This is a genomic window from Virgibacillus halotolerans, from assembly GCF_016908515.1.
GTDB classification, from domain to species: domain Bacteria; phylum Bacillota; class Bacilli; order Bacillales; family Amphibacillaceae; genus Virgibacillus_M; species Virgibacillus_M halotolerans.
Genome location: NZ_JAFBEA010000002.1, coordinates 74974 through 87870, shown reverse-complemented (window position 1 = coordinate 87870; position 12897 = coordinate 74974). Strand labels below are relative to the sequence as shown.

Below are 12897 nucleotides of genomic sequence, written 5' to 3'. Positions count from 1 at the left end.
ATAACGGAGAACAGCCATAAAGAGGTATACGAACTCCTAAAGATAACAGATCCATTGAAAAGGGAAGCAGAATTATCAGAAAAAGGTTGTAGTGACCAAATAAAAAATAGAAATCCCGGTATGACAGGATTTCTCGGCATTCTAATCGATAGTCGGGCTAGTATTCACGTTAAATTTCTTATTACCATATCTCCGCTCTATATCTTATAGCGCTTTCATTTCTTGCTAAAAACAACTTTTAAATTTATAAAACCGCGCCTTTTTCTGAATCCATTGATGAACTATCGTTTTTTTCAGTCAGCATAACTGGATATTTCTTTTTGAATATTTTACCGACTAGATAATATAAACATGCTGCTAAGATTGTTGCGACAAAAAAAGATATATCTTGGAAAAGTAAACCCATCAAACTTGTTACTACATAAATAACCAAACCCAAAATGTTTACTCCTTTAAAGTAACGGTATTTTCCTTCAGAATTATAAATCTCATTTAGGTTTAAAGTCCTTCTTTTAAATACATAATAATCCACTCCTACAATGGCCATCGCTGGTCCCGTTGTAGCACTAAATAAAGAGAGAATCGTATTTGCACTCCCTCCTATTGCCAATGGTATAACCAAAAATGACAAAGCAGCAAAAACAAAAAGCGCTAACTTATAACTAACTTTCTTTGGTAGGAGAGCTGAGACAGCATATGCTGAAGGCATCAAATTAGCAGGAGCATTCGTAGCCATTTGTGCCAACACAATAAATAATTGCAGAACTATAGCCAAGAATATTGATCTCTCTTGAACTAATTCAGAAATAACAACTAAAGCATCCATACGTCCAGATAAAGCAATGGTGACTGCCCCTACAACAGCTACAAATGTATAAGCTGGTACAAGACCAATTAAAGCCGCTATACTATATTTATAATTGCCTTGAAACCATTTATTGCTATTGTTAACGTTTTTGCACTCATTAGTAAAATCATTCATACCTAAAGTAACACTAGTAAAGCCTCCTGCTGCTGCTGCAAAACCAAAAAGCCACATTGTTATTGGAGCATTTTCACCTTTCAATTTCCCCATGCTAAAAATCTCAACAAAAGATACATCGTAAGCGGATAGAACTACATAAAGCATATAAATACTAACTGCAACTAATATTGGAGCAATAAAGAAAAGCACTTTTTCGATGATCTTCAGTTTTTTCAGGGTAATGGCAACTGTGACAACAACATTCAAAATCAGACTTAGAATTAAATTTTCAAAACCAAAAGCCATTTTAAAAATTTCATTTAAAGCAACAGCTCCTATATACGCAGCTAAACCAAAGAAAAACAAACTCGGTAATATCCGCACCAGATTGATAATCTTACCACCTAAATATCCATAAGTAGCTGAAACCGAAACTGCAAAACTTATTCCATACTTTACTCCAATATCTTGAGCAATAAAAGAAAGGAATCCTAGTAAAGTGGAACCAATCACTAGCACTAAAATAAATTGCCCGATAGTAAAATAATTAACCATTGGAGAAAGACTAACAAAACATGATAATTGTACTGCCATACCAAACCAAACCACCCCATATCCTGATGGTTTAATTGTTTTTTCGTCTTCTGTTTTAGGTTTCAAGTCTGAATTATAAAGATTGTGTTCTGATGAAGGTTTAAAGTTTTCCATCAATATCCACCTTTCATATTTGGTGTTTTTGAATACTACCAAAACATAAGTTATTAGTCATTAACTCAGCTTCTGCATTGTAAGTAAAGTAAATTTTCCTTTAGCTCTTTTACTTACATTTTCAATTTTACCAATACGATGCTGAATGCTTTTTGTAACATTTCCCTATATTGATTAATTAAACTTTCTAATATACCGCCGTCGTAAAGTCCATAAGCACCCCATATTGAAGTATTAAATCAAACTTCTTTATTTCCCCCCTTTGATATTTTTCATAAACTGTTTTGATATTTTCCGCCCATTTTTTAGAATATAGCGTCTAACTAATTTTTGTTATTATATGCTTTATGTTTATCCCGACCTCCAACTAGAAAAAACCCCATATTAAAATAGCAATCTATAGCTTGTTCAGGTACAAGATTAGACCAAAGTTCAAAAATAGCATTCATAATTTTTTCATAGGCATCAGAACAAAAGCCACTAAAAGCGATTGGATATAAAGCAGCATTAACGACGGAGCTTTCGGGGAGTCTTGTTTCTAACACACTATAACAGACTGAATTTAGTGTAATCCTCGAAAAAGGCGCCTTAGTTCCTCCCACCATAGTAGAAAAAGATGTACCTGAACTTACGTTTAAAAAACAGCCGATATAAGAATAAGAACCACTAAGATCATATAGTATTTTATCTCCCTGGATTGTCATCTTAATCTTTATAGGAATTAATTCCTCTCCTTGTGTAATGTGCCCGCTTGTCAAGACACAAAAATTAACTTTTTAAGATAAAGATCCTCCTCTCTAAAAAGGGCTAATTACTCGGCATTTTAAGACTGCATTCTTCCAAGTCTTAACCCACGCTTCGGATAGAGTGCTTATAAAGCCATGTATATCAGTAGTTTCATTTTTTAATTTAGTCACCACAATTGAAAATAAAAGTCCTTTATTATAAACGTTTATATGGTATTACCACATTGTAGTTATTAAAAATACAAAAAAACGGGCTAGATAATTTCCTAGTTTTTTAATTTAAGGGAATATTTTTTGAATTGCTCTACTAGTTAGTACTATACATTGCCAAGCATTTTTGCTTTATGGGTATTAAATGTTTTTTCTGTTTTCTTATTACTGTTTATCTTTAATAGATAGTTTTTATACTTTGTTATCGTAGCGGAGCTATTTGGAAAAATAACTAAATTTGTATTTAAACCTTCAATAATGGCTGGCCCATAAACAATATTACCAGGTCTTAGTTTTTCACCATTATAAATAGGTGTTTTAATAATTCCTAAATCTCTGAAATACACATCTCTGTCTTCCTTTTTTGCTCCTTTGGAAGGAGTGTTTGTTTCTATTGGTTCCGCTTCTATTTTAATTTCAGGGATAAGACCTTTGGCTTGAACTTTCCATATTGTAAATTCAACATGTTGTTCTGAATCTCTTGATCCCCTCGCTTTTTCATGTGTATCATGGAACTTTTCTTTCGTTTTCTGTAAAGCTTCTTCATCCCCAAAATGATCTGTATCAAGAGTAAATGAAAGATCTTTTTCCTGGAATGGATATCTAGACTCTACAGAGAATTCGAACACCTGGTTTTCAGACGGAATGCCTGCTTTATTTAAAAAATCTACAGCTTCATTTTTTAATTCTAAAAGACATTTATTTACTTCTTCATAATTAAAGTCACTTGTCGTCGTAAAATAACTACGTTCAAAATCTTTTACTAAAACTGCTATAACACCACCATAAGCACTTAAGGTTGAAGAAGCTTCTGGAATAATTACATTTTCTATTCCTAACTCTTCTACGATTGGAACTATATGCATACCAATTGCTCCTCCGCCTCCAACCATAGTGTATTCAGTAGGATCAATCCCTTCCCATATAGTTATATCTCTGACGGCTTCTGTCATTATAGAAGTTGCAGTATTCCATATAGTGAGAGCAGCCTCCACTAAATCTAAATTTAAAGGTTCCCCTACACTTTTCATAATTGCTTCTTCCGCAGCCTTTGTATTTAAGGTCATGAGTCCTCCTAGGAAATAATTAGGATCAAGATATCCCAATACTAAAGCCGCATCAGTTACTGTTGCTCTTTTTCCTCCTCTCATGTAACAAGCGGGACCCGGTTCAGATCCAGCCCCTTCAGGCCCAATACGTATTAAACCACCAGCATCAACCCAGGCTATGCTTCCGCCTCCCGCACCAATTGTTTTAACATCCACTTTAGGAATGCTTAAGCGCTCATCAGCTATTTCAACATTATTTGTAACTGCTATTTTATGATCAGTTACTCTACTTAAATCAAAACTTGTTCCTCCCATATCACAAGTGATAACATTGCCATCTCCTAGCTCTTTATCCGCATAAAACTTACCTGCAACAGGTGCAAGTGCCGGACCTGAATCTAAACTATATAGAGGTTTTTCCATCATCTCTTCTGGTAATGTTAGTCCTCCTGAAGAGGTGAATAGATAAGGATCCTTTTTATAATTTACTTTATCTAAACTATCCTTAAATCTACCTAAATAATTATGAATTAAAGGTCCTAAAGAAGCATTAATAGCTGTACTCACAGTACGGCCATACTCTCGTATACGAGGGTTTACTAAATGGCTTAATGTATATCTTGCTTCAGGCCATTCTTCTTTTATTATTTCTGCAATACGTTTTTCATGTGCTGGATTTGCGAAAGACCACAATAAAGAGACTGCAATAATTTCCACGTTTTTTTCTTTAAACTTATTAATTGCTTCCCGTACATCTGATTCATTTAATTCAACAATAATTTTTCCCTCATGATTTATTCTCTCTTCTACTGAATACGTTAAATGACGAGGTACATATGGTTCAGGGTTATCAAAATACCATTTATAAGGATGATCTTTTCCGGCTTCTCTAAATACCAATACATCTCTATGTCCTTTAGTACATAGCAAGCCCACTTTAGCAGTATTACCTGTGATAATAGCATTGGTAGTAATGGTTGATCCATGACAAAAGAAATTACATCTATCCATGAAAGAAGGCAAATCTAAATTATAGTGCTTTGCCGCTAACTGTAATCCATTCATAATTCCTTCTATATGATTATTTGGGGTTGTTGATGATTTAAATAGATTAACATTCCCTATTTCATCTGTTACCACGATATCTGTAAACGTTCCTCCAATATCAGTTGCTATTCTAAGATTCATTAGTAGTTTCCCCACTTTCTAAATTTTTCTTAATTCTTTTGTTTTGTCATAATTGACGTAAATTTGCTTTTCAATTGGATCCATTTCTAACACAACACCATAAATATCTCTTGCTTTTTTATTAGAGATCCATTTTTCTATAACTTTTTCTTTTACCTTTTCAGGATCACGTTTTAATGGATCACCATAGCCGCCACCTGAGCTTATTTTCGAAACTAATGCTTCTTTTGGCTTTAGTTTAAGTTGATGGAACATCGGGAGTTCTTGTAAAGAAGATTCTCCTTCATCTAAATTATAAATAGCGGCGTAAGATGGTGTTCCATTATAACCTCCCTCAGCTCCTTTAGGAGGATTAAATTTCCCATCAGATAAATATATAAATGTGATTTCATCTTCAGTAGGTGTTATAACAGCCTTAGTAGCTGGCGCCCCATCCCATTCTCCGGCACCACCTGTATCAGAAATCAGTTCTTGTTCTAAATATAAAATAGGGTATTTTTGTTCTAACTGCTCTATCGAACTCCAACCACTCATTCCTCCTGAACTGCAATGGTATTTTACATAACCATCGTGACCCTTAACACCCATACCACCAGTATGTCCATTTGTCAGTTGTGTCACAAAATCACGTCCATATCTAGCATCATGTCCAGAAATAACTGCTGTATGAGCTGGATGCGATAATGCTCCTTCTGCCATACCTTTATCTTCTGTTATCCCATTTAATGCAGATTGAACAGCTAATACGGCTCTATCCGCCACATTTGTAGTAGCAACCGAAGAAGAATAAGGTAAAGTCGCCTTTCCAACTACTCCTTTTTCTCTCATCTTAACTTTAATTTGGCTTAATGCCCCCTCACATAGAGGTAGATCCATACCTAAAAAGTTAAGAAAACCTGATCTTCCTGAAGCTATTACTGTAGCTTCGCATAGATTTAAACCGCAGGGCACTGGATCTCCACTCTCAGTGTAATCCACTATCACTTGACCCTCTTCTGAGTCTATCGTAACTTTCACTTTAACCGGTATACCCTCAGGGACCATATCAGGGATCGGGTCATGCACTGATTCATTTGACCATGTACCAGATGGTAACTTTCTTATTTCCTCTATCATTCTTTTCTTTCCATATTCCTGCCATTGTCCGCAAAATTCTTTGACAGTTTCCTTTCCATACTTTTCTATAACCTTTTTCAATTCTCTTTCGCCTATTCTCGCTGCCCCGATCATAGCTAAATAGTCTCCATACCAAACATCTGAAACCCTAATTCTTGTTTTGGCCATTCGAATAATATCTTCAATATCTTTATAATCTTCCTGTATCTTTACACAAGGGAATACAGGGGCCCCTTCTTCATATATATCTCTTGCTTTATAATTGTAAGTAGTTGGAATACTGTTTCCAACATCAGCTTGATGGCCTCGTATTGTACAATAAAACATTAATTCTTCTTCATAAAAAACAGGAATACATATCGTGTAATCAGCCGTATGGGTGTTGCCATGATAAGGTGAATTATTTAAATAGGCATCTCCTTCTTTAAAGTTTTCACCATGATATTGAATAAAAGATTTTGTAGTTACACTCATGTTTGTAACATGCACCGGCAATCCATCAGGCAAGGAAATTACGTCCCCTATACCATCACAAACAGCTGTAGAAAAGTCACGGGAGCCACTCATAATACTAGAGCGCGCACTACTTTGTAGCACATATGTCATATGTTTGGCTATCCCTGCAATTCGACTAGACATGATTGCTAATTGTTCAGATGAAATTATAGTTTTATCCATTAAACATTCTTCCTTTCATTTATAATTAATTAAAAAGTCACTTTACTCTCTGCTTTTGCTATTTTTTTAACCACATAAATTAATACTTCTGCACTCTTCTCTATATCTTCCCACTCTGTTTTTTCTGCGGGACTATGACTTATTCCATTAATGCTTGGAACAAAAATCATAGTTGTTGGGCATATATTATTCATATAGGTAGAAATATGTCCTGCTCCGCTAACCATTTCTTTACTAGGATACTCATAATAATCAACTGCATTCCTTACCGCTTCATTAAGCTCCGACGAAAATATCGTTGAGTTTAATTCCCAGTCTATTTCAAATGATATTTTTACTTTAGAATCCACAGCTATTTCTCTCAGTTTTTCTTTTAATTCTTTAACGGCATCAATTCTTAATTCATCATTAATTTCTCTAATATCTAATGTGAGTTTTGTTAGTCCTGGTACCGCGTTAATATTATTTGGTTCATTAATGATTTGACCTACAGTTATAATGCCATGCTCACTTATTTCTGAAGCAAATTCTTCAGCAAATGTTATCATTTTTGCTGCCGTGGTTAGTGTGTCTTGTCTTGCATACATCGGAGTGGGGCCCGAATTGTCTGTCCTTCCCTCAAGAGTGACTGTAAGCCACGTAAGTCCTAAAATTCCCTCTACCACGCCAATAGGTGTTTTCTTTAGATCGAGAATTGGCCCCTGTTCTTGATGGAGTTCAATAAAAGCTTCGGCTTTATCCAAACGATTTTCTCTAGCACCTAAATAACCAATTTTCTCAAGCTCTTCCTTAAAGCTCTTACCATCACTATCTCGCTCTTTATATACTGACTCTATATCAAAATCACCAGATAAAACTCCACTTCCTGACATTAATGGTTTGAAACGAAAACCTTCTTCATTAGTAAAATTGCCCACGATAATTGGCTTTTCGGGTATAAGTGATTTTTCTTTAAAAACTCTTATAATTTCTAAAGGAATTAATATCCCAAGTATGCCGTCATATATGCCAGAGTTTTCTAGTGAGTCCAGATGAGAACCTAATACTAGTGGATTTGCATCTGGGTTTTTCCCTTCCATTCTTCCATAAATATTCCCAACATCATCGATGCTAACTAATAAATCAAGTTCTTTCATCCACGAAACTAATAGGTCTCTAGCTTGTTTATCTGCTTCAGACAAGGCTAAACGACTAATACCACCATCAAGTGTACCGCCAACCTTAGCCATTAAATTTAATTTCTTAATAACATTGTTAATGTCAACTACCAAACAACTTCCTCCTCCTTAAATCCATTATGATATCGCTTACATACAGAATGCTTAGATAAAATAATACACCTTTGTGATATAATATAAAGTACCAAAACGAATAAATAGATGGTATCAGATTGGTGATCGCTATTTTATTAATGAATTTTATAACGCGTCTTTTATCCCACATCACTATAACATGCAGTTTATAGAGTAGTCATTAACTACATGTCGTAGAGCTGTTTTCAAATTTTGGCATAAAATCCATTTGTATCACTGAATATTCTAATACGTGAAAAGAGGGGGGGGAAATAAATGATTAATATTTATTTAGATAAAAGCAAGGGATCAGATTATCTTTATAAGCAAATTTATAATCACCTTAAACAAAGTATCTTAGAAAAAAAACTTTCCTTTGGAGATAAACTACCTCCAAAAAGGCGACTTTCAGCTCAGTTAAATATAAGTGTTAATTCTGTTACTAATGCCTACAATCAACTCTATGCCGAGGGGTATATTTATTCTATAGAAAAAAGAGGATATTTTGTTGAAGATATTGCATTTCTTGATAATAATATTAAAAAAAGTAATATACCTAAACATCTTAAGGAAGACCTAACTCCTAAAGATGATTGGCTCACATTGTCGCACATAAAATCGAACAATTCTAAATTCCCTTTTCTACAATGGATAAAATATCAACAAAAAGCAATTAGAGAACATGGCACTGAACTAGCTGATATTTCTCATCCTCAAGGACCGTATGTTGTAAGAAAAAAAGTTGCTAGTATGATCGCATTAACCCGTGGTGTAAAATGTGAACCAGAACAAATTGTTTTTGGTTCAAGTACTCAAACTTTAGTTACCCAATTATCTATAATAGCTATGAATCTGTCTGCTACTAAAGTGGCTGTTGAAAATCCTGGTTATCCTAGAATATTCAAATTGCTAAAGAATTTGAATATGAATATAATTCCTCTAGATATAGATAACCAAGGTGTTGTTATTGATGAAGTCAAGGAAGCAGACCCTAATTTTTTATTTATTACTCCATCTCATCAGTTTCCTACTGGGACAATAATGCCTATATCAAGAAGGATTCAATTATTAAATTGGGTTACTAATATAGATGAAAATCATTATATTGTCGAAGATGATTATGATAGTGAATTCATATATAACTCAGATAACATCCCTTCTTTATATAGCTTAAGTGATAATGAAAAAGTAATTTATTTAGGAAGCTTTTCGAAAACACTCCTTCCAAGTTTTCGAATTAGCTATATGGTTTTACCACCTATTTTGTTAGAAAAATATAAACATTTTTTTTCTGATTGGACACAAGAATGTAATTTATTACAGTTATATACGCTATATCACTTCATCGAAAGTGGTGAATATCAAAAACATATAAAAAGGATGAGTAAATATTACAATTATAAAAGAGTGCGAATGATAAATGCTCTTAGCTCTTTTTTTAAAGAGAAAGTATTTATACATGATATACCTGCAGGTTTACACTTCTTAGCAACTTTTCACACTGATAAAACTTATAAAACAGTGAAACAAAAAGCAAAGGAAGAAAAACTAGAAATCTACACTCTAGAACACTACTTAATTAGCAAGAGTAAAGATTTTGAAAAAGGGAAAATCCAACTTATTATTGGATTTTCTAGTATAAAGGAGGGTGTTATACCCCAAACACTAGAACGTCTATATAATGTACTTTATAAATAAAATTTAAATAGACTATAATTAATCACAAACCACCCTATAAGGGCACATTAATTGCTACGGCTAAAGGCATGATTTCGCAACCATTTGTTATCCATTAATTGTTTACTTCGTCTATGATTAATGCCAACAAAATGTACCACCAAATGAAACTTTTTACCAGTTTTAATAAAACACTTTTATGGAATGGAATAGAATCAAATCCGCAACGAAGCAGCCTGCCATTGACTGTATCGCTCGATTTTTTTGCAGATGCTTGGAGGGGTAGGCGCCGTACCAACAAATGCCTAGAAACGGATTGTCTGTGTTATCATATTTATTGCGGGTGAGCCGTTCAAGCTTCAATTTTAGTCAACCTGCATACAATCCAAACAGAAAAAAATCAAAGTTTTCCTGGAAAAATTGATGCGCGCCAGTAGTTGTTGTTCTTTTGTTTTGTTTCGTCTTGTTTTGTTTAAATAATGCGCTCGCATTGCCGTTCGGTTTGCCGCCCACATTACAGTCCATACTGTGGTTCGTATTATCGTCCGTACTTCCGACGCCATCGCCCACACCATTACTTTCGTCAAAAACATCCAAAGAAATAATCTCATAAATCGCAGCACGATTGCCATCCTGTGACCGATAACGAATATATCCTTTCTCCTGCAGTTCCACCCTTGCTCGCTTCAATGCACTCTCAGATAGTGAAGTCTTTACACCTAAAACATATACCGCCACCGTGAATTCCTCTAGCCACCCCGCCCGATTGTTAATATGCATCAGCGCGTACCACAAGTTGATTGCCGAAGCAGAAAGCGGATTGGTTTCCAATCGATTATAAAAAGCATTCATTTCTTTAATGTAATTCATCTCTACCCCAGCCTTTATTAGAAAATATCTATCTTTATTTCTATAATCGAAAGGTATTCAAAAAAGGTGGCATCAATTTGAAATAAAAAAATAAGCGCCCTATTTTAAAAGACGCCTTCATACTTCATGACATGTGAACCATCCCGGTAAGATATTCCCTTTTCATATCCAACGTTATTCTACCTATTCAATAATTGCTCCCTAGCCTCGTTTGGATTAAACTTTTTCTCTTCCAATTCTATTAATGCCACGACTTCTAACAAAGCATCGATTGCATCATTCTTCGTATACACTTCATCATCCATCGTACTGCAGATAGTCTGGATGATCTTACTCTTCATATCCGTTAAAATCCATTTTGAGTGCAGATCATTTAAAATGATTTGCTTAGTTGGTTCCATTTCCATGTAATTTCCCCCCAAGAGCTATTTTTCTAATAGTTTACTATGACTCTAGTGTACTAAAAAAATAATGAACAGTTGTACGCGTAAAGGTACGGATTATATGGCTTAGTAAATAATTTTTTTTGACAATGACAATTATCATTAATCAGATTCAACGTAAATAAGCTATTTCTGCATAAGGTCAATCACAAAAGCCACTACCTGAAGATAGTGGCTTCAGCTATTTAGTTGATCAAAAACGACTAGGATTATAAGAACACTACCGTTTAGCAACATCAACATCAGGAAACAAGGATTTCTACGCTCTATTCTTACCAAAATGTCAAAGTCTCTATTGAAATTACAAAAGGAAGAAATTAAAAAAGTGGCACCTTCATCAACTGGATGATAGGTACCATCTTTTTAAGACTTTTTACAATTTAGGTCTTGATAACTGGCTAGCTGGGGATCATTTTACGCTTGCAAACATGTGGAGCTTCTCTCAAATTTCCAGTTATCTTTATTTTGTTTATACATGTTTCTATTTATTACACCAATCTAAACACGTAGCTGCTATTATTTTAGTGAAGGTGATAATATCGTCTACATTACAATGTTCATTCGTCTTGTGAGCTAAATTTTGGTTACCTGGTCCAAAATTAACAGTGGGTATATTACCTAATTTGTCTAACCAACCAGTATCTGTATGGAATCCAGACCCCATTGTTTTCATTGACGGATTAAGGTTGTTTGCAGATTTTTTAAAGACATCTATAAAAGGATGGTCTTCTGACACCTCTGCATTATTTGACTCTGATACCCAATTAATTTTGGGCGGGTGTTCCCTAAGCCAGTCATCGGATTCAGCTACTCTTTGAATAAATGTCTCAAATTCTCTTTTAACCTTGTCACCCAAACCATTTTCATTTGATTCTTGAGGTAGTACTTGAATATTGAAAGACAATTTGCAGTAGTCAGGGTAGCTAGAAAGCTGGTGTCCTCCCTCAATCATTGCAATTTTAATTTGATTAGATTCTGTCATTAAGGGATGATTCTTGTCCGGTCTAGTAGACCATTCCTTATTTAATTCATCAATCGCGTTCATAACATACCGGCCTTTGTCAATAGCATCCACAGCTCCGCCATTTGACCAGTGCGGCTGTGTGACTTCTAAATGGCCAGTTCGTCCCTCAATAATTAACTCTCCTTTAAGAATCCCTCGACACAAAAGGCTCAAATCCAAATCTGTAGGTTCCCCCATGATTCCCGCATCTATATTAATATCATTTTTTTTTATATAATCTGCAGTTGCGAGAAACCCTGTCCCACCTGCCTCTTCACCAACTGAACTAGAAAACCAAAGGTCTCCATTTAGTTCTATTCCTGTCTCAACGATTGACTCCAAAGCCATAAGCATAGCTCCAAGCCCGCTCAACATGTCTACTGAACCTCGGCCATAAAGTATATTATCTTGAACCACCGCATCAAAAGGACCATATTTCCATTCAGAAACATTATCAGCAGCAACAACATCGGCATGTCCAGTTAATATGAATGAACGTCCCTTATCCGTATTGGCTCCTGGTAAATGAGCAAGAATATTAGGGCGATCCTCCCATGGTAGCTTATCTGTTAAGCCAGTAGTAAATCCCGGCATATCACGGTATTCTTCCAATTCTTCGAGTTGCACGTCGAACTCGCTAATGCTAACACTTTTTAATTCCTTCAACCTTTTTTTGATAATCTTTTGAACATTGCTTTCATCAAATTCATCACTATATGCAGGATTAACTGGATGGGTTCTTATAAGTGTTCCAATAAATTCAATAATTTCATCTCTTTTTTCATCGATTCTGGCGAATAATCGTTCCTTTTCAGACATTTTATTAATCCATCCTCTCTAATAAACACTTGTTTTCTTAAAATATCAACTGTTAGGAATAAATTGTTAATTATTCCAAGAAAATGTCCACTCTCTCTATTTAGTTGAAATATCTTCCGAATACTCTTGTTTTC

9 protein-coding genes are annotated in these 12897 nt (G+C 34.8%); 1 reads left to right on the top strand and 8 read right to left on the bottom strand.

Annotated features, from left to right (window positions below):
* Positions 1–244: 244 nt before the first annotated feature.
* The 5 genes from JOC34_RS06880 to JOC34_RS06860 all read right to left on the bottom strand — a co-directional run bounded on the left by JOC34_RS06880 (position 245) and on the right by JOC34_RS06860 (position 7930).
* A complete protein-coding gene (locus JOC34_RS06880) occupies positions 245–1672 on the bottom strand; it encodes a cytosine permease (RefSeq protein WP_205136021.1) in 1428 nt (475 codons plus the stop codon).
* A gap of 323 nt (positions 1673–1995) precedes the next feature.
* Positions 1996–2430 (bottom strand): hydantoinase B/oxoprolinase family protein, encoded by a 435-nt coding sequence (locus tag JOC34_RS22180; protein ID WP_420856111.1) that lies wholly within the window; start codon positions 2428–2430, stop codon positions 1996–1998.
* A gap of 305 nt (positions 2431–2735) precedes the next feature.
* The gene (locus JOC34_RS06870) at positions 2736–4865 is read right to left on the bottom strand and encodes a hydantoinase/oxoprolinase family protein (RefSeq protein WP_205136019.1); all 2130 of its coding nucleotides are present in this window, start codon (positions 4863–4865) and stop codon (positions 2736–2738) included.
* An 18-nt stretch (positions 4866–4883) separates the two neighbouring features.
* Positions 4884–6620, bottom strand: a complete 1737-nt coding sequence (locus tag JOC34_RS06865; RefSeq protein ID WP_275577688.1) for a hydantoinase B/oxoprolinase family protein — start codon at positions 6618–6620, stop codon at positions 4884–4886.
* Positions 6621–6688: 68 nt separating this feature from the next.
* Positions 6689–7930, bottom strand: coding sequence for a M20 family metallo-hydrolase (locus JOC34_RS06860; protein WP_205136017.1), 1242 nt, complete (start codon positions 7928–7930; stop codon positions 6689–6691).
* 297 nt (positions 7931–8227) lie between these two features.
* Here JOC34_RS06860 and gabR point away from each other — a divergent pair, with 297 nt between their 5' ends.
* Positions 8228–9649 (top strand): MocR-like transcriptional regulator GabR, encoded by a 1422-nt coding sequence (gene gabR / locus JOC34_RS06855; protein WP_205136016.1) that lies wholly within the window; start codon positions 8228–8230, stop codon positions 9647–9649.
* A 348-nt stretch (positions 9650–9997) separates the two neighbouring features.
* Here the strand turns inward: gabR and JOC34_RS06850 are convergent, their stop codons facing one another.
* The 3 genes from JOC34_RS06850 to JOC34_RS06840 all read right to left on the bottom strand — a co-directional run bounded on the left by JOC34_RS06850 (position 9998) and on the right by JOC34_RS06840 (position 12763).
* Positions 9998–10498 (bottom strand): hypothetical protein, encoded by a 501-nt coding sequence (locus JOC34_RS06850; RefSeq protein WP_205136015.1) that lies wholly within the window; start codon positions 10496–10498, stop codon positions 9998–10000.
* A 179-nt stretch (positions 10499–10677) separates the two neighbouring features.
* Positions 10678–10905, bottom strand: a complete 228-nt coding sequence (locus JOC34_RS06845; protein ID WP_205136014.1) for a hypothetical protein — start codon at positions 10903–10905, stop codon at positions 10678–10680.
* A 517-nt stretch (positions 10906–11422) separates the two neighbouring features.
* On the bottom strand, positions 11423–12763 hold the full coding sequence (locus JOC34_RS06840; protein ID WP_205136013.1) for a M20 family metallopeptidase: 1341 nt from the start codon (positions 12761–12763) through the stop codon (positions 11423–11425).
* Between the last annotated feature and the right edge of the window lie 134 nt (positions 12764–12897).

What these genes read in the sequence shown, in the direction of transcription:
- JOC34_RS06880 (WP_205136021.1), bottom strand. Translation starts at nt 1,672, where the DNA reads ATGGAAAACTTTAAACCTTCATCAGAACACAATCTTTATAATTCAGAC.
- JOC34_RS06870 (WP_205136019.1), bottom strand. Translation starts at nt 4,865, where the DNA reads ATGAATCTTAGAATAGCAACTGATATTGGAGGAACGTTTACAGATATC.
- JOC34_RS06865 (WP_275577688.1), bottom strand. Translation starts at nt 6,620, where the DNA reads ATGTCTAGTCGAATTGCAGGGATAGCCAAACATATGACATATGTGCTA.
- gabR (WP_205136016.1), top strand. Translation starts at nt 8,228, where the DNA reads ATGATTAATATTTATTTAGATAAAAGCAAGGGATCAGATTATCTTTAT.
- JOC34_RS06850 (WP_205136015.1), bottom strand. Translation starts at nt 10,498, where the DNA reads ATGAATTACATTAAAGAAATGAATGCTTTTTATAATCGATTGGAAACC.
- JOC34_RS06845 (WP_205136014.1), bottom strand. Translation starts at nt 10,905, where the DNA reads ATGGAAATGGAACCAACTAAGCAAATCATTTTAAATGATCTGCACTCA.
- JOC34_RS06840 (WP_205136013.1), bottom strand. Translation starts at nt 12,763, where the DNA reads ATGTCTGAAAAGGAACGATTATTCGCCAGAATCGATGAAAAAAGAGAT.